The sequence below is a fragment of the Streptomyces sp. NPDC024555 genome (assembly GCF_055559335.1).
Map to the genome: position 1 here is coordinate 454,654 of NZ_JBVHKV010000001.1, position 19,658 is coordinate 474,311.

The 19,658-nt window shown below is 75.2% G+C and carries 3 protein-coding genes; 2 read left to right on the plus strand and 1 reads right to left on the minus strand.

What is annotated here, in order from left to right:
• Window positions 1-17: 17 nt before the first annotated feature.
• Together ACZ4FH_RS01900 and ACZ4FH_RS01905 are read left to right on the plus strand one after the other, a co-directional pair.
• Window positions 18-16,475, plus strand: a complete 16,458-nt coding sequence (locus ACZ4FH_RS01900) for an SDR family NAD(P)-dependent oxidoreductase (protein ID WP_467301604.1) — start codon at window positions 18-20, stop codon at window positions 16,473-16,475.
• 43 nt (window positions 16,476-16,518) lie between these two features.
• Complete coding sequence (locus tag ACZ4FH_RS01905; protein ID WP_467301605.1) at window positions 16,519-18,114, plus strand: AMP-binding protein; 1,596 nt, start codon at window positions 16,519-16,521, stop codon at window positions 18,112-18,114.
• Window positions 18,115-18,157: 43 nt separating this feature from the next.
• Here ACZ4FH_RS01905 and ACZ4FH_RS01910 read toward each other — a convergent pair whose 3' ends face one another.
• Window positions 18,158-19,303 (minus strand): S1 RNA-binding domain-containing protein, encoded by a 1,146-nt coding sequence (locus ACZ4FH_RS01910; RefSeq protein WP_467301606.1) that lies wholly within the window; start codon window positions 19,301-19,303, stop codon window positions 18,158-18,160.
• Window positions 19,304-19,658 lie beyond the last annotated feature (355 nt).

Genomic DNA, 19,658 nt, shown 5'->3' on the forward strand with positions numbered 1-19,658 from the left:
ACTCGGTGGGACCCAACATGTCCAATGACGACGCACGGCTTCTCGACTACCTCAAGCGGGTCACGGCGGATCTGCACCAGACGCGGCGCAGGCTCCAGGAGGCCGAGGGCCAGAACCACGAGCCCATCGCCGTCGTGGCGATGAGCTGCCGCTACCCCGGGGGCGTCACCACCCCCGAGGAACTGTGGCGGCTCGTCGCCGAGGGCCGGGACGCCGTCTCCACCTTCCCCACCGACCGGGGCTGGGACCTGGACGCGCTGCGCGGCGAGGACGACGGCACCGCCTCGGGCGGCAGCTACGTCGACGAGGGCGGCTTCGTCCGGGACGTCGCGGACTTCGACGCCGGATTCTTCGGGATCAGCCCCAACGAGGCCCTGACCATGGACCCGCAGCAGCGGCTGCTGCTCGAAGTGTCCTGGGAGGCCATCGAGCGGGCCGGGATCGACCCGGCGTCGCTGCGCGGCAAGCCCGTCGGCGTGTTCGCGGGCTCCGGCATCCAGGACTACGAGTACATCGTCGGCGCGGCGGGCGAGGTCGCCGAGGCCTATATGACGACGGGCAACGCCGCCGCCGTCATCTCCGGCCGGATCTCCTACACCCTGGGCCTGGAGGGCCCCGCCGTCACCGTCGACACCGCCTGCTCGTCCTCGCTCGTCTCCCTGCACCTCGCCGCCCAGGCGCTGCGGCAGCGCGAATGCTCGCTGGCCCTGGCCGGCGGCGTCATGGTGATGTCGACCCCGTCCCCGTTCATCGCCTTCAGCCGGCAGCGCGGACTGGCCCCCGACGGCCGCTGCAAGGCCTTCGCCGAGGCCGCGGACGGCACCGGCTGGTCCGAGGGCGCCGGCATGCTCGTCCTCGAACGGCTCTCCGACGCCCGCCGCAACGGCCACCCCGTCCTCGCCGTCGTCAGGGGCTCCGCCGTCAACCAGGACGGGGCCAGCAACGGACTGACCGCCCCCAACGGCCGCGCCCAGCAGCGCGTCATCCGCCAGGCCCTCGCCAACGCCGGGCTCTCCGCCACCCATGTCGACGTCGTCGAGGGCCACGGCACCGGCACCACGCTCGGCGACCCCATCGAGGCCCAGGCGCTGCTGGCCACCTACGGCCAGGGGCGCGAGGAGGACCGGCCGCTGTGGCTGGGCTCCATCAAGTCCAACATGGGCCACGCCCAGGCCGCCGCCGGTGTCGGTTCCGTCATCAAGATGGTCGAGGCGCTGCGCCACGGCGTGCTGCCCAAGACCCTGCACGTGGACGAGCCGTCGAGCCATGTCGACTGGTCGGCGGGCCGGGTCCGGCTGCTGACCGAGACCCGGGAGTGGGAGCGCGCCGAGGACCGGCCGAGGCGGGCCGGTGTCTCCGCGTTCGGGGTGAGCGGGACGAACGCCCACGTCATCCTGGAGGAGGCCCCGGACCCGGCCGCCGGGACCGACGAGACCCCGGAGTCCCCGGAGGCCTCGGACACCTCGGAGCCCTCGGAGGTCCCCGCCGCCGCTCCGGCCGCCCTTCCCGCCGTGCTGCCCTGGCCGGTCTCCGCCCGCGACCCGCAGGCCCTGGCCGCCCAGGCGGGCCGCCTGCACGCCCACCTCGGGGACGCGGCCGGGCAGAACCCCGGCGACGTCACGTACTCCCTGGCCACCACCCGTGCCGCTCTCGACCACCGGGCGGTCGTCCTGGCCGGCAGCCGCGACACGGCCCGGGAGGGCCTCGCGGCCCTGGCCGAGGGCGGGACCCACCCGGCGCTCTTCCGGGGCACCGCCACGAAGGGCACGACCGCGTTCCTGTTCACGGGGCAGGGGGCGCAGCGGCTGGGCATGGGCCGCGAACTGCACGCGTCCTTCCCGGTGTTCGCGGAGGCCTTCGACCAGGTCTGCGCGGAGGTCGACGTCCACCTCGGGTCGTCGCTGCGGGACGTGATGTGGGGCGAGGACGCGGACGCGCTGAACGCGACCGCGCTCGCCCAGCCCGCGTTGTTCGCCTTCGAGGTGGCGCTGTTCCGGCTCGTGGAGTCGTGGGGGATCACTCCGGACGTCGTCGTCGGACACTCGATCGGTGAGCTGGCCGCCGCGCATGTCTCCGGGGTGCTGTCCCTGGCCGACGCGGCCCGGCTGGTCGTGGCCCGGGGCCGGCTGATGCAGGCGCTGCCCGCCGGGGGCGCGATGGTCGCCGTGCAGGCGGGCGAGGACGAGGTCCGGCCGCTGCTGACCGACGGGGTGTCGATCGCCGCCGTCAACGGCCCGCGGGCGGTCGTCGTCTCCGGCGTCGAGATCGAGGCCCTCGTCATCGGCGAGCACTTCGCCGCGCTGGGCCGCAAGACGACCCGGCTGTCGGTGTCGCACGCCTTCCACTCCTCGCTGATGGAGCCGATGCTCGACGCGTTCCGGGCCGTCGCACAGGAGTTGACGTACGCCGAGCCGGGCATCCCGGCGGTCTCGACCGTGACCGGCGAGCCGGCGTCGGACTGGCGCTCGCCGGAGTACTGGGTGGGCCAGGTCCGCGAAGCCGTGCGGTTCGCGGACGCCGTACGGGCCGCCGAGGCGAGCGGGGTCCGCACCTTCGTGGAGATCGGCCCCGACGCCGTCCTCACCGCCCTCGGCGCCGCCTCCGTCACCGACGCGTCCACCGGACTGGTCCCGCTGCTCCGCAAGGACCTGCCCGAACCGGCGGCCCTGGTCACGGGGCTCGGCCGGCTGTACACCACCGGCACCCGCGTCGACTGGGAGGCGTTCTACGCCGGGACCGGGGTGCGCCGCGTCGCGCTGCCCACGTACGCCTTCCAGCGCGGCCGCTACTGGGTCGAGGGCACCGGCGCCCCCGGGGACGTCGCCGCCGCCGGTCTCGCCGCCGCCGGGCATCCGCTGCTCGGCGCCGTCGTCTCCCTCGCGGACTCCGGCGGTGTCGTGCTCACCGGCAGGGTCTCCCTCCCGGCGCAGCCGTGGCTGGCGGACCACGTCGTCGGGGACTCCGTCGTCTTCCCCGGCACCGGCTTCGTGGAACTGGCCGTACGGGCCGGGGACCAGGTCGGCTGCGAGACGCTCGACGAACTGATGCTCCAGGCCCCGCTGGTGCTGCCCGCCCGGGGCGCGGTCGCGCTCCAGGTCGAGGTCGGCGCGGCGGACGCCTCCGGGCGGCGCCCGGTCAGCGTCCACTCCCGCCGCGACGACCAGCCCGACCAGCCGTGGACGCTCCACGCGGCCGGTGTCCTCGCCGCCACCACGGCGGACACCGCCGCCTTCGACCTGGCCGCCTGGCCGCCCGCCGGGGCGACGCCCCTGGACACGGACGGGGTGTACGCGGGCCTGGCCGAGGCCGGTCTCGCCTACGGGCCCGCCTTCCGGGGACTGACGGCCGCCTGGCGGTCCGGGACGGCGATCTGCGCCGAGGTCGCGCTGCCCGAGCGGGCCCGCGCCCAGGCCGCCGCGTTCGGGCTGCACCCGGCGCTGCTGGACGCCTCCCTGCACGGCTCCGTCTTCACGGACCTGTTCGCGGAGGCCACCGGGCCGGTGCTGCCGTTCGTCTGGACGGGCGTCCGGCTGCACGCCTCCGGGGCCGCCCGGCTGCGGGTCCGGATCGTCCCCGACGGGGCCGGGGCCGTCGCCCTGTCCGTCGCCGACGAGACGGGCCGGCCCGTCCTCTCCGTCGACGCGCTCGTCCTGCGCGAGGTCTCCGCCGAACAGCTGGCCGCCGCCCGCACCGTCGCCCACGCATCACTGTTCGGCCTGGACTGGACCGAACTCCCGGCCGCCGCACCGCAGTCCGCACCCGTCGACTGGTCCGCCCTGAGCGCCGACGGGCCCGCGCCCGCGGACGTCGTCCTGCGCCCCGCGACCACCGGCACCGGCCCGGCGGCCGTGCGCGCGGCCACCACCGAGGTGCTGGCCGCGCTCCAGCACTGGCTGGCGGACGAGCGGTACGCGGGCTCCCGGCTGCTCGTCGCCACGAGCGGCGCGGTCGCCCGGACCGGCGAACCCCGCGAGGACGTCACCGACCTGGCCGGCGCCGCCGTCTGGGGCCTGGTGCGCTCCGCGCAGGCCGAGCACCCCGGACGGTTCCTCCTCGCCGACCTGGACGACCCGGCCGACGACGCGCAGGCCGCCGCCGCCCTCGCCACCGGGGAGTCCCAGACCCTGGTCCGGGGCACGGACGTGTACGGCGCCCGCCTCGTCCGTCTCACCGACGACCCGGAGACCCGGACCGCGCCCGACTTCGGCGACGGAACGGTCCTGGTGACCGGGGCGACCGGCGCACTCGGCACGCTGGTGGCCCGGCAGCTCGTGGGCGCGCACGGCGTACGCGCGCTGCTGCTGCTCTCCCGGCGCGGCGAGGACGCCCCCGGCGCCCGGGAACTGGGCGCCGAACTGCGGGCGCTCGGCGCCGAGGTGACCTTCGCCGCCTGCGACGCCGCGGACCGCGACGCGCTCGCCGCCGTCCTCGACGGCGTGCCCCTCACCGGCGTCGTCCACCTCGCCGGGGTCCTCGACGACACCCTGATCGCCTCGCTCACCCCGGAGAGCCTGGACACGGTCCTGCGGGCCAAGGCCGACGCCGCGCTCCACCTCCACGACCTGACCCGGGACCGGGCGCTGTCGGCGTTCGTCCTGTTCTCCTCCGCCACCGGGGTCCTCGGCGTCCCCGGCCAGGCCAACTACGGGGCCGCGAACGCCGTCCTGGACGCCCTCGCCACCCACCGCACCGCCCACGGCCTGCCCGCCCGCTCCCTGGCCTGGGGCCTGTGGGCGAGCGGCATGTCCGGCACCCTCACCGACGCCGACCTCCAGCGCATGAGCCGTACCGGCATCGGCGCCCTGACCTCCGCCTACGGGGTGGAGCTGTTCGACCGGGCGCTGACCGTGGACACCCCCGTCGTCCTGCCGATACGGCTCGACGTGCGCACCCTCGCCGAGGCGGGCGAGGCGCTGCCGCCGCTCTTCCGGAAGCTGGTGCGGATACGGCCCCGGCGGGCCACCGCCACCGCGCCCGAGGCGGCGGGCGCGCTGCGCGGCCGGCTGGCCGCCCTCGCCCCCGAGGACCGCGAGGCCGCCCTGCTCGACCTGGTGCGCACCCAGGTCGCGGCGGCCCTCGGCTACCCGGGCCCGGAGGCCGTCGACGAGACGCGCGCCTTCAGCGAACTGGGCTTCGACTCGCTGACGGCCGTCGAGTTCCGCAACGCCGTCAGCGCCGCCGCCGAGGTCCGGCTGCCCGCGACCCTGGCGTTCGACTACCCGAGCCCGCGCGCCCTGGCCCGGCACCTGCTCGCCGAACTCGACGGCTCCCTCGTCCGGCCGGCCCCCACCGGCCGCGCCACCACCGCCCCCGGCACCGACGACGACCCGGTCGTGATCGTCTCCATGGCCTGCCGCTACCCCGGCGGCGTCCGCAGCCCCGAGCAGCTGTGGCGGCTCGTCGCGGACGGCGTCGACGCGGTCTCGGACTTCCCCGGCAACCGCGGCTGGGACCTGGACCGGGTGTACGACCCGAGCGCGGAACGCCCGCACACCACCTACGCCAACCAGGGCGGATTCCTGCACGAGGCGGGCGAGTTCGACCCGGCGTTCTTCGGGATCAGCCCCAACGAGGCCGCCGTCATGGACCCGCAGCAGTTCCTGCTGCTGGAGACGGCGTGGGAGGCGTTCGAGCGGGCCGGGATCGACCCGGAGACGCTGCGCGGCAGCATGACCGGCTGCTGGGCCGGGATGATGTACCACGACTACGCGGCCAACAACAGCACGGGCGCCATCGCCTCCGGCCGCGTCTCGTACGTGTTCGGCCTGGAGGGCCCGGCCGTCACCGTCGACACCGCCTGCTCGTCCTCGCTGGTCTCCCTGCACCTGGCCGCCCAGGCCCTGCGCTCCGGCGAATGCTCGCTGGCCCTGGCGGGCGGCGTCGCCGTCATGGCCACCCCCGAGGTGTTCGTGGAGTTCAGCCGTCAGCGCGGCCTCGCCCCCGACGGCCGCTGCAAGTCCTTCGGCGCCGGGGCCAACGGCACCGGCTGGGGCGAGGGCGCGGGCATGCTCCTCCTGGAGCGGCTGTCCGACGCCCGCCGCAACGGCCACCCCGTCCTCGCCGTGGTCAAGGGCTCCGCCCTCAACCAGGACGGCGCGAGCAACGGCCTGACGGCCCCCAACGGCCCGTCCCAGCAGCGCGTCATCCGCCAGGCCCTCGCCAACGCGGGCCTCACCGCCGCCGAGGTCGACGCCGTCGAGGCCCACGGCACGGGCACGGTCCTGGGCGACCCGATCGAGGCGCAGGCGCTGCTGGCCACGTACGGCCAGGGGCGCGAGGAGGACCGTCCGCTGTGGCTGGGCTCGATCAAGTCGAACATGGGGCACACGCAGGCGGCGGCCGGTGTCGCGGGCATCATCAAGATGGTCATGGCGATGCGCCACGGCGTTCTCCCTCCGACCCTGCACGCGGAGGAGCGTTCGGACCAGATCGACTGGTCGGCCGGTGACGTCTCCCTCCTCACCGAGGCCCGGGAATGGGCACCCACGGACCGCCCGCGCCGCGCCGGCATCTCGTCCTTCGGGATCAGCGGCACCAACGCCCACGTCATCGTCGAAGAGCCCCCGGCACCGCCCGTGCCCGACACGGAGAGCCGTACGGAACTCCCCGCCGCCCCCTGGATCCTCTCCGCCAAGAGCCCCCAGGCCCTGGCGGGCCAGGCCGAAGCCCTCCTTCCCCTGGCCGGCGCCGCCGACACGCGCCCCGAGGACATCGGCCACTCCCTCGCCACCACCAGGCCCTCCTTCGAGCACCGCGCGGTGGTCCTCGGCCCCGACCGCACCGCCGCCCTCACCGCCCTCGCCGCAGGCGAGGACCACCCCGGCCTGATCCGGGGCACCACGCGCACCCTCGGGAAGTCGGCATTCCTGTTCACGGGGCAGGGCGCGCAGCGGCTGGGGATGGGCCGCGAACTGCACGCGTCCTTCCCGGTGTTCGCGAAGGCCTTCGACCAGGTCTGCGCGGAGGTCGACACGCATCTCGGGTCGTCGTTGCGGGACGTGGGCTGGGGCGACGACGCGGATGCGCTGAACGCGACGGGGATCGCCCAGCCCGCGTTGTTCGCGTTCGAGGTGGCGTTGTTCCGGCTCGTGGAGTCGTGGGGGATCACTCCGGACGTGGTGGTGGGCCACTCGATCGGTGAGCTGGCTGCCGCGCATGTTTCCGGGGTGCTGTCCCTCCCTGACGCGGCGCGGCTCGTGGTCGCGCGCGGGCGTCTGATGCAGGCGCTCCCTGCCGGGGGTGCGATGGTCGCCGTGCAGGCGACCGAGGACGAAGTCCTGCCTGTCCTCACCGGCGGTGTCTCCATCGCGGCGGTCAACGGCCCGCAGTCCGTGGTCGTTTCCGGCGTGGAGGCGGAGGCCGTGGCGGTGGGCGAGCACTTCGCCGCCGCAGGCCGTAAGACCAGCCGCCTCGCCGTCTCGCACGCGTTCCACTCGTCTCTCATGGAGCCGATGCTCGACGAGTTCCGCGCGGTGGCTGCCTCGTTGACGTACACCGAGCCGCGTATCCCGGCGGTGTCGACCGTGACGGGTGAGCTGACGTCCGACTGGCAGTCCCCCGAGTACTGGGTCGGCCAGGTACGCGAAGCCGTCCGTTTCGCGGACGCCGTACGCGCCGCCGAGCGCTTTGGCGCCCGTACGTTCGTGGAGATCGGGCCGGACTCGGTGCTGACCGCGCTCGGGGCGGGTTCGGTCGAGGACGTGAGCAGTGCGTTCGTGCCGTTGGTGCGCCGGGGCCGTGAGGAGCCGGAGTCGCTGGTCGCGGGTGTGGGCCGGTTGTACGCGGACGGGGTGCGGGTCGGCTGGGAGGCGTTCTACGCCCGCGCGGGGGCGCGGCGGGTGGAGTTGCCGACGTACGCGTTCCAGTGCACGCGGTACTGGATCGGCATGGACGAGTACCTCGCCAACTCCTGGATCGGGGGCGGCGGAAGCAGCATGGCGACGGCCGGGCTGACCGATGCCGGGCATCCGCTGCTCGGTGCGGTCGTGCCGTCGCCGGACACGGACATGGTGACGTTCACCGGCCGGCTGTCGGCCGCGACGCACGGCTGGATCGCCGACCACGATGTCCTCGGCAGCGTGCTGCTTCCGGGCACCGGCTTCGTGGAGCTGGCCGTACGGGCCGGGGACCAGGTCGGTTGCGGGGTGCTGGAGGAGCTGGCCCTCCAGGCGCCGCTGATCCTCCCCGGGCGCGGGGCCGTGATCGTGCAGATGGTCGTGGGCGCGGCCGACGCGAGCGCCCGCCGTTCGGTGAGCGTGTATTCACGCGCCGAGGACCGGCCGGACCTGGCGTGGACCCTGCACGCCGACGGGGTGCTCGCCCCGGGGGCGGACCCCGACGCGTTCGACCTCTCGGCCTGGCCGCCCGCCGGGGCCGAGGAACTTCCCCTGGACGGTGCCTACGCGGGGCTGCGCGAACGCGGCTTCGGCTACGGGCCGGTCTTCCAGGGCCTGAAGGCCGCCTGGCGTGCGGACGACGTGCTGTACGCGGAGGTCGCGCTGCCCGAGCAGGCGCATGCGGAGGCCGAGGCGTTCGGGCTGCACCCGGCGCTGCTGGACGCGGCCATGCACGCGGCGCTCGTCAACGGGACGGGCGGCGACGAGACCGTCCTCCCGTTCGTCTGGCGCGAGGTGACCCTGCACGCCACGGGTGCCTCCGCCGTCCGCGTCCGCATCACCCAGCCCACCCCGGAAAGCCTCTCCCTCCAGGTCGCGGACGTCACCGGGGCCCCCGTGGCCACGGTCGGCGCGGTGGTCGGGCGGCCCGTCTCCGGTGAACAGCTCGCCACGCACGGCAGCGACTCCCTGTTCCGCATCGGGTGGAACCCGCTGCCGGCCCCCGTCGCCCAGACCCCGCCCGAGGCGGCCCTCTCCGCCGTCTTCGACTGCGGGACTCGCGATCTGGACGTCGAGGACGTCCCGGGCGCCGTCCACGACCTGGTGGGCCAGGCCCTCGGCGCCGTACAGGAGTGGCTGTCCGCGGACCGTCCGGACGGCGCGGTGCTGGCCGTCGTCACCCGGGACGCCGTGGCCGTCGCCGACGGCGATCCCGTCGATGTGCGCCATGCCCCGGTCTGGGGCCTGGTGCGTGCCGCGCAGGCCGAGAACCCGGGCAGGTTCGTCCTGATCGACACCGACGGTTCCGTGCCCTGGGAGCGGCTGGTGGCCCTGGGCGAACCGGAGCTGGCCGTGCGCGACGGCGAGGTCCGCGTCCCGAGGCTCGCCCTGGCGGCGGCGCCCGACGAGGACCCCGCCCCGGTGTGGGACGCCGAAGGGACCGTCCTCGTCACCGGCGGCACCAGCGGTCTCGGCGGGCGCGTCGCCCGGCACCTGGTCACCGAGCACGGCGTACGCGGTCTGCTGCTGGCCGGACGCCGGGGCGCGGACACCCCCGGGGTCACCGAACTCGTCGCGGAACTCACCGCGCACGGCGCCACGGTCGAGGTCGCCGCCTGCGACGCCGCCGACCGGGACGCCCTTGCCGCGCTCCTCGCCTCGGTCGGCCCGGACCGCCCGCTGACCGGGGTCGTGCACGTCGCCGGGGTCGTGGACAACGGGGTCGTCGGCGCGCTGACGCCCGAGCGGGTCGACGCGGTGCTGCGGCCGAAGGTGGACGCGGCCTGGCATCTGCACGAGCTGACCCGGGACCTGGAGCTGTCGGCGTTCGTGATGTTCTCGTCGGCGGGCGGGCTCGTCCTGGCCGCCGGGCAGGGCAACTACGCCGCCGCCAACGTCTTCCTGGACGCCCTGGCCGCCCAGCGCCGGGCCGAAGGCCGCCCGGCCACGGCGATGGCCTTCGGGCTCTGGGGCGTCGACACCGGCATGACCAGCGTCGACATGCTCGGTCTGGCCGAGGAGCGGATGGCGGCCCAGGGGCTGCCCGCGCTCTCCGAGGCGGAGGGCCTGGCCCTCTTCGACGCGGCGCTCGCCTCCGGCCTCCCGGCCACCGTGCCGCTGCGCGTCGACACCGGCGTCCTGCGCAACCGCGCCGCCGAACTCCCCGCCCTCCTCCGGGGCCTGGTCCGCGTCCCCGTACGCAGGACGGCGCGGTCCACGGACGGCGGCGACGGGCTGGTGGCCCGGCTGGCGGGGCTCGACGCGCCTGCCCGTGCCGACGCGCTCCTCGACCTCGTCCGGACGCACGTCGCCGGGGTCCTCGGCCACGCCTCCGCCGACGCGATCGAACCGGAACGGGCCTTCAGCGAGCTGGGCTTCGACTCGCTCGCCGCCGTCGAGCTGCGCAACCGGCTCGGCTCGGCGACCGGCCTCCGGCTGCCCGCCACGCTGATCTTCGACTATCCGACCGCCGACGCCGTCGCCGCGTACATCGGCACCGAGGTGGCCGGCCCGGACCACGCGCTGCCCGCCCCCGCCCGCGCCCTGCCCACGGGCGGCGGCGCCGACGCCGGCGACGACCCCGTGGTCATCGTCGGCATGGGCTGCCGCTACCCGGGCGGAGTCACCACCCCCGAGGAGCTGTGGACGCTCGTCGCCGAGGGCACCGACGCCATCGGCGGCTTCCCGGACGACCGGGGCTGGGACGCCGAGGTGTACGACCCCGAGCCCGGCACGCCCGGACGCACCTATGCCCGCGAGGGCGGATTCCTCTACGACGCCGCCGACTTCGACCCGGTGTTCTTCGGGATCAGCCCCAACGAGGCGCTGATGATGGACCCGCAGCAGCGGCTGCTCCTCGAAGTCTCCTGGGAGGCCATCGAGCGCGCCGGGATCGACCCGACGACCCTCAAGGGCTCGTCGACCGGGGTGTTCGCCGGGGTGATGTACCACGACTACGCGCTCGGCGTGGAGGCCGCGGCCAGCAGCGGCGGCAGCCTCGTCTCCGGCCGCACCGCCTACACCCTGGGCCTGGAGGGCCCGGCCGTCACCGTCGACACCGCGTGCTCGTCCTCGCTCGTCGCCCTGCACATGGCCGCCCAGGCGCTCCGGTCCGGTGAGTGCGCGCTGGCCCTGGCCGGGGGCGTCGCCGTCATGGGCACCCCGGGCATGTTCATCGAGTTCAGCCGACAGCGCGGGCTCGCCCCCGACGGCCGGTCCAAGTCCTTCGCCGCCTCCGCCGACGGGGTCGCCTGGGGCGAGGGCGCCGGTGTGCTGCTCCTGGAACGGCTCTCCGACGCCCGCCGCAACGGCCACCCGGTGGTCGGCGTCCTGCGCGGCTCCGCCCTCAACCAGGACGGCGCCAGCAACGGGATGACGGCCCCCAACGGCCCGTCCCAGCAGCGCGTCATCCGCCAGGCCCTCGCCAACGCGGGCCTCACCGCCGCCGAGGTCGACGCCGTCGAGGCCCACGGCACCGGCACCACGCTCGGCGACCCCATCGAGGCGCAGGCGCTGCTCGCCACGTACGGCCAGGGGCGCGCGGGGGACCGGCCGCTGTGGCTGGGCTCCATCAAGTCCAACATGGGCCACACGCAGGCCTCTTCGGGCGTCGCCGGGGTCATCAAGATGGTCATGGCGATGCGCCACGGCGTTCTGCCGAGGACCCTGCACGTGGACGCCCCCTCCGACCAGGTGGACTGGGAGGCCGGACACGTCGCCCTGCTCACCGAGGCCCGGGACTGGGCGCCCACGGACCGCCCGCGCCGCGCGGGCGTCTCCTCCTTCGGGATCAGCGGGACGAACGCCCATGTGATCGTCGAGGAAGCCCCCGAGGCCCCCACCGCACGGGGTGAGGGCGCCGCGCTCCCCGTCGTGCCGTGGGTGCTCTCCGGCAAGAGCCCGCAGGCCCTCGCCGACCGGGCCGGGCAGCTGATCGGCCGGCTCGCCGACGGCCCCGCGCCCGACGCCGCCGACCTCGGGCTCTCGCTCGTCTCCACCCGCACCGCGTTCCCGCACCGCGCCGTCGTCGTCGGCTCCGGCACCGAGGAACTGCTGCGCGGCCTCACCGCCCTGGCCCAGGGCCGCAACGCCCCCGCCGTGGCCGCCGGCCAGGCCCGCCGCAGCGGGAAGTCGGCGTTCCTCTTCACCGGGCAGGGTGCGCAACGGCTCGGCATGGGCCGCGAACTGCACGCCTCCTTCCCGGTGTTCGCGGACGCCTTCGACCAGGTCTGCGCGGAGATCGACACGCATCTCGGGTCGTCGCTCCTGGACGTGGTCTGGGGCGAGGACGCGGACGCGCTGAACGCGACCGCGCTCACCCAGCCCGCGCTGTTCGCCTTCGAGGTCGCGCTGTACCGGCTCGTGGAGTCGTGGGGCGTCACCCCGGACGTGGTCGCCGGACACTCCATCGGCGAGCTGGCCGCCGCGCATGTCTCCGGGGTGCTGTCCCTGGCCGACGCGGCCCGGCTGGTCGTGGCCCGGGGCCGGCTGATGCAGGCGCTGCCCGCCGGGGGCGCGATGGTCGCCGTCCAGGCCACCGAGGAGGAAGTGCTTCCGCTCCTCACCGACGGTGTCTCCATCGCGGCGGTCAACGGGCCGCAGTCGGTGGTCGTCTCGGGGGTGGAGGCGGAGGCCCTGGCGGTGGGCGAACACTTCGCCGCCGCCGGGCGCAAGACGAACCGCCTCTCCGTCTCGCACGCCTTCCACTCCTCCCTCATGGAGCCGATGCTCGACGCGTTCCGCGCGGTGGCCGCGTCGCTGACGTACGCCGAACCGCGCATCCCGGCCGTCTCGACCGTGACGGGCGCACCGGCCTCCGACTGGCAGTCCCCGGAGTACTGGACCGGCCAGGTCCGCGAGGCCGTCCGCTTCACCGACGCCGTCGCCGCGCTGGCGGAACAGGGGGCGACCCGCTTCCTGGAGATCGGCCCGGACGGCATCCTGACCGGCCTCGCCCAGCAGATCCTGGACCGGGACGGCACGGACGGCGAGGCGGTCGTCGTGCCGTCGGTGCGCCGGAACCGGCCGGAGGCCGAGGCGCTGGTCACGGCGCTGGGACGGCTGTACGCGGACGGGGCCCGGGTCGACTGGGCGGCCTTCTACGCCGGTACGGGCGCCCGCACGGTCGACCTGCCGACGTACCCGTTCCAGCGGACCCGGTACTGGGTGGACGCGGCCAAGCCCGCCACCGACGCCTTCGCCGTCGGGCAGGACGCCCTCGACCACCCGCTGCTCGCGGCCGTCGTGGCCTCGCCCGACTCGGAGTCCGTGACCTTCACCGCCCGGGTCTCCCTGGACACCCAGCCCTGGGTGGCCGACCACGCGGTGCACGGCAGCGTGCTGCTGCCCGGCACGGGATTCGTCGAACTCGCCCTGCGGGCCGCCGACCACGTCGGCTGCGCCCTCGTGGAGGAACTGACGCTGTACGCGCCGCTGGTGCTGCCCGAGCGCGGCGGTGTGCTGCTCCAGGTCGTCGTCTCGGAGCCCGACGCCGAGGCCCGGCGCACGGTCCGGGTGTACTCCCGGCCCGAGAACCACCCCGACGAGCCGTGGACCCGGCACGCCGACGGCCTCCTCGCGCCCGCCGCGGAGGAGACCGGCGACGGGCTGTCCGACTGGCCGCCCGCCGGGGCGGAGGAACTGGACGCCGACGGGCTCTACGACGGCCTCCAGGAACGCGGCTTCGGCTACGGCCCCGTCTTCCAGGGCCTCACCGCGGCCTGGCGGCACGGCGACGCGCTGTACGCCGAGATCGCCCTGCCCGAGCAGGCCCACGAGGACGCGGCCCGCTTCGGCCTCCACCCCGCGCTGCTCGACGCCTCCATGCACGCGCTCGGCTTCGGCGGGCTCGGCGCGGACGCGGACGAGGGCCGGGCACTGCTCCCCTTCTCCTGGACCGGCGTCACCCTGCACGCCACGTCCGCGACCTCCGTACGGGTCCGGCTCGCCCCCGTCGAGGGGCAGCGCAACGCCGTCCGGCTCGACCTCGCCGACCCGGCGGGAGCACCCGTCGCCACGGTCGCGGCGCTCCAACTGCGTCCGGTCGCCGCCGAACAGTTCGGCGGCGGCGGGTTCCGCGACGCGCTGCTCGCCGTCGAATGGCAGCCCGTCGGCGGCGGCAGCGGGCCGCGCGGCGACTGGGCGGTCGCCGGGCCCGGCCTGGTCGTGGCCGGGGTGCCGGCCGTCACCGGGCTCGACGCCCTCGGGGAGTCCGGGGCCGGTGTGCCCGACGCGGTGCTGCTGCCGGTCCTCGCGGACGGGTCCGGGGCCGGTACGGAGGACGAGGTGCCGGCCGGGACCCGGACCGCCGTGGAGGCGGCGCTCGGCGCCGTCCAGCGGTGGCTGGCCGCACCCGAGTACGCGCCGTCCCGGCTGGTGCTGGTGACCCGGTCCGCCGTCGCCGTCGGGGACGGCGACCCGGTCGACGTGCGCCAGGCCCCGGTCTGGGGTCTGGTGCGGGCCGCGCAGGCGGAGAACCCGGGCCGGTTCGTCCTGCTCGACCTGGAGGAGCACGCCCCGTCGCCCCGTACGCTCGCCACGGCGCTCGCCTCCGGCGAACCCGAACTGGCCGTGCGCGGCGGGAAGGTCCTCGCCCCCCGGCTCGCCCGGTCCGCCGCGGCCGGCGGCGACACCCCCTGGGACCCCGAGGGAACCGTCCTGATCACCGGCGGCACCGGAGGGCTCGGGGCGATCGTCGCCCGGCACCTGGTGACCGGACACGGCGTGCGGCATCTGCTGCTCGCCGGGCGGCGCGGACCGGACGCCCCGGGCGCCTCCGGGCTCCGCGACGAACTGACCGCGCTCGGCGCCCGGGTGGAGATCGCCGCCTGCGACGTCTCCGACCGGGCGGCCCTGGCCGCGCTCATCGGCACCGTCGACCCCGCGCACCCGCTGCGCGGGATCGTCCACGCGGCGGGCGTCGCCCACAACGGACTGGTCGGGGCGCTCACCCCTGGGCAGATGGACCACGTGCTGAAGGCCAAGGCGGACGCCGCCTGGCATCTGCACCAGCTGACCGCCCACCTCGATCTGACCGTCTTCGCGCTGTTCTCCTCGGCGGGCGGCCAGGTCATGGCGGCCGGCCAGGGCAACTACGCGGCGGCCAACGTCTTCCTCGACGCGCTCGCCGCCCACCGCCGCTCCCGGGGCCTTGCCGCCACGGCGATGGCCTTCGGCCTCTGGGCCACCGAGACCGGGCTCAGCCAGTGGCTCGGCGAGGCCGACCTCCAGCGGATGCGGCGCACCGGAACGCCCGCGCTGACCGAGGAGGAGGGCCTGTGGCTCTTCGACGCCTCGGTCGCCGCCGACGCCGCCGCGCTCGTCCCGCTCCGCGTCGACCTGGCCGCGCTGCGCGCCCGCACCGACGAGGTGCCCGCGCTGCTGCGGGGCCTGGCACCCGCCGGGCGCCGCCGGGCCGGAGCGGCGGCCGCGCCCCGGGAGGCCGGGGGGCTCGCCCAGAAGGTGCGCGGACTCGACGACGCGGCCCGCGACCGGGCGGTGCTCGACGCGGTCCTGCACCACGCGGCCGAGGTCCTCGGACACGCGGACGCCGGGGCGGTCGACGCCGAAGCGGGCTTCCTGGAAGCCGGGTTCGACTCGCTGACCGCCGTCGAACTCCGCAACCGGCTGGGCGCGGCCACCGGTCTCTCCCTGCCCGCCATGGTCGTCTTCGACAGCCGCAACCCGCTCGACCTGGCCCGGCTGGTCTCGGCCCGCCTGGCCTCGGCCTCCTCCCCGGCCGAGACGGCCACCGCCCCGGAACCGGCGGCGGCGACCCCGCTGGACGACACCCTCTACGGGCTGTTCCTGTCCGCGATCACCGCGGGCGACATCCAGCCCGGACTGGCGATGCTCCGCTCGGTGGCCGCGCTGCGGCCCTCCTTCGCCACGGCGGCCGACCTCGAAACCCTGCCCGAGCCGGTGTCCTACGGGGCGCGCACCAAGCCGGACGCGGAGGGCTCCGGGCCCCGGCTGATCTGCCTCAGCACCCCGACGGTGGCCGGCGGAGTCCACCAGCACGCCCGCCTCGCGGCCCGGCTGTCCGTCCCGGTCTCCGGCCTCCCGACCCCCGGATTCGCCCGGGGCGAGGCCCTGCCCGAGTCGTTCGACGCGGCCGTCGACGTCCTCGCCGAAGCCGTTCTGCGTACGGCGGACGGCGAACCGTTCGTCCTGCTCGGCTTCTCCTCCGGCGGGCTCCTCGCCCACGCCACCGTGTCCCGGCTGGAGCGGGTCCACGGGGTGCGCCCCGCCGGGCTCGTCCTCCTGGACACGTACTACATGGGCGCGGCCAACGACGCGATCTTCGACCAGATGGCCTCCGCCGTCGAGGACAAGGGGTCCACGCTCGGCGCGTTCAGCAGCGCCGAACTCTCCGCGATGGGCCGGTACGTCGAACTGCTCCCGCAGTTCACCCAGGCCGACATCGAGGCGCCCGTCCTCTTCGTCCGGGCCGGGGACCTCTTCGAGGCCGGCGAACAGGCGGGCGTCGGACAGGGCGCGTGGCAGGCCGACTGGAAGGGCGCGGACACCGTCGCGACCGTCCCCGGCACGCATTTCACCATCGTCGAACAGCACGTCGACACGACGGCCCCCGTCGTCGACGGCTGGCTGAAGGACCTGAAGGAGCGGATCTCCTCGTGACCACGCGGAGCAGCGGATTCGAACGAGCGCAGGAGGAAGACCGATGAGCCTGAGTACGCGGCACCCGGCGGCGCTGGGCGCCCCGGCCGAGCGGATCCATGAGTTCATGCTGGCCGCGGCCCGCACCGCACCCGACTCCCCGGCCGCCTGGGAGGCCGCCGAGGACGGCACGCACCGGGTGCTCAGCTACCGCGAACTGGAGCGCAGGGCCCACGACTACGCGGTGACGCTGGACGCGCTCGGCCTGGACATCGGCGACCGCGTCGTCCTGGAGTCCGACAACTCGGCCGCCGCGGTGGCCGCGCTGCTGGCCTGCTCGATGCTCGGGCTCACCTTCGTCCCGGTGAGCCCGGACGTCCCCGACGCCCGGCTGCGGACCATCGTCGACACGGCGGAACCGGCCCTGCACCTCCAGACGGTGAAGGGCACCCGCGCGGGCGTCCCGGACACCGTCGGCACGGCCCGCTTCGGCCCGGACGGCGTGACCGTGGAACGGGCGCCCGCGCCCCGCACCCGGCACCGCCGCGAGCCGGTCACCACCGACGCCGCGTACATGATCTTCACCTCGGGGACCACGGGCCGCCCCAAGGGCGTCGTGATGAGCCACCGGGGCGTCCTGTCCTTCTACCGGGGCATGCTCCGGCACGGCATCGTCGGCCCCCAGGACCGCCTCGCGACGACCTCGCCCCTCCAGTTCGACTTCGCGCTGCTCGACATCGGACTCGCGCTGGGCTCGGGCGCCCAGCTCATCCCCGTACCCCGCGAACTCATGCACTGGCCCCGCCGGTTCCTCCGCTTCCTCGCCGACACGGGCGCCACCCAGGTCGACGGCGTCCCGTCCATCTGGCGCCCCGTCCTGCGCCACGAGGCCGCCGGCCTCGCCGCCCTCGCCGGCCAGGTCCGCGGCGTCCTCTTCTCCGGCGAGGCCTTCCCCCTCCCCGAACTCCGCCAGCTGCAACAGCTCCTCGGCCCGGTCCGGGTGGTCAACTGCTTCGGCCCCACCGAGGCCATGGCCTTCTCCCTCACCGACGTCCCCGACCCGCTCCCCGAGACCGTCGACAAGCTCTCCATCGGCTTCGCCTACCCCGGCGCCGAAATGCTCCTCATCGACGACGAGGGCCGCCCCGTCGAACAGCCCGGCGAGATCGGCGAGATCCACCTCCGCGGCCCCTCCCTCTTCACCGGCTACTGGGACGACCTCGAAGCCACCCGCTCCGTCCTCGTCCCCGACCCCCTCGACCCCCGCACCGGCCAGCTCGTCTACAAATCCAGCGACCTCGCCTACCGGGGCGAGAACGGCGAGCTGTACTTCGTCGGCCGCTCCGACCTCCAGGTCAAGATGCGCGGCAACCGCGTCGAACTCGGCGAGATCGAACGCCGCCTCCTCGAATTCCCCGACACCGAGGCCGCCGCCGTCGTCGTCCGCCCCCGCCCCGGCCAGGACCCCGAGCTCTACGCCTACGTCGTCCCCGGCCGCGCCTTCACCGCCGAACCCACGGCCCTCAGCGCCTTCTGCCGCCAGACCCTCCCCGACTACATGATCCCCCGCAAGGTCGCCCTCGTCCCCTCCCTCCCCCTCACCCCCAACGGCAAGACGGACCGCCGCGCACTGGCGGCGCGGGCGGCGGAGGAGGGGTGAGCGCGGGCCCGTCGGCCCAACCCCCCCCTGCTGAGGGCAGTGCCTACAGCGCCTGCTTGTGCGACAGAGCGATCCGGCGCCGTTCGGGTTCCACGAGGAGGATGACGACGGTGAGCAACTGGCCGACCCGGACGACGTCCTCGGGCTTCTCCACCGGGGTGTCGGCCAGTTCGCTGAGGTGGACGAGCCCTTCGAGGCCGTCCTCGCGGTCCTCGATGCGGACGAAGGCGCCGAACGGGACGAGCTCGGTGACGAGGCCGGTGACGACGCGGCCGACCTGGTGGACGAGGTCCTGCATCGGGTCAGGCTGGAGTGCCTTGAGGGACAGGTGTACGCGCTCGTCGATCATGTCGACACCGAGGATCTCCGCCGTGACGGTCTGGCCGACGGTGACGACGTCGGTGACGGCGGCGACGTGCCGCCAGGAGAGCTCGGGGACGTTGATCATCGCGTAGAAGCCGCCGATGTCCACGAACGTGACGCCGAACGGGGGGATCTCGGCCACCGTCCCGGTGACGACCTGACCCGGGCGCAGGGTCTTGAGCAGGGCCCAGTGGCGATCGCTCGGCGTCGGCTCGGTACGCCAGCGGGCCCGCAGGACGCCATCGCTGTCGGGCAGGACGGCGGTGAGGAGGGGCCGGCGTTCGTCCGCGTCCATGGAGAGCACCGCTGCGGCGCGGGCCACCGCCGCCTGAGCCCTGATCTCCGCGAACCGGGTCTCATCGGCCACGGTGCTCGTGATGCGCCCCTCCGCGTCCTCGGAGACGAGTTCGATCAGCCCCTCCTCGGGAAGGCCCGCGAGCACACCGGCGACATCCTCCGACAGCTCCGGCCAGACCGCCAGCTGTGCGCGGGGAGCCAGCCCGGCCCGGACCTCGTCGAGCCCGTCCGCGCGGAGCCGGTGCCAGCGGGTGGCGTTGCCGATGTACGCCTCCTCCAGCATCCCGGCCTGCCCGATCTCCACGCACCAGCCCACCCGCTCCCAGAAGGCATCGTCCGCGGGCCGCTGTTCGCCCGGTTCCGCGTCGTGGGCGATGTCGTACGGGGAGGCGTCGATCCGTTCCGGGAACAGACCGAAGGAACGGGTGCGGGCCACCGCCTCCTCGCAGGGCCCGCTGCTGCCGACGTACACGTACTGGTCCCACCCCACATGGACCGCGAACCGCCCCTCCACACTTCGAGCCGGCACCACGCCCCGTTGTCCCGCAGCATCGCCCGGACCAGCTCCAGGCCGACGCCGAGCGGGACGACCGCCCCGTCGTGAAAGCCCGCGAGGCCGGCGGGGAAGAGCCCCGCCAGCCCGTGTCCCTCCACGGCGGGCTCCGCCCCGAACTCGGCCACCCCCGACGCGATCTGCGGCTCCCGGATCTCCAGCCGGTCGACCCCGGACTCCTCCGCGAACGCGGCGACCGCGCGCAGGTACGCCGCCTCGACGGGACCGTGATCGCTCACCGCCTCGACGGTGCCGGTGTAACTGCCGGTCGCGTCGCGGTCGGCGGGGTCGTACTGGGTGATGCGGTGGACGTGGGGAAGCACGTCACCTT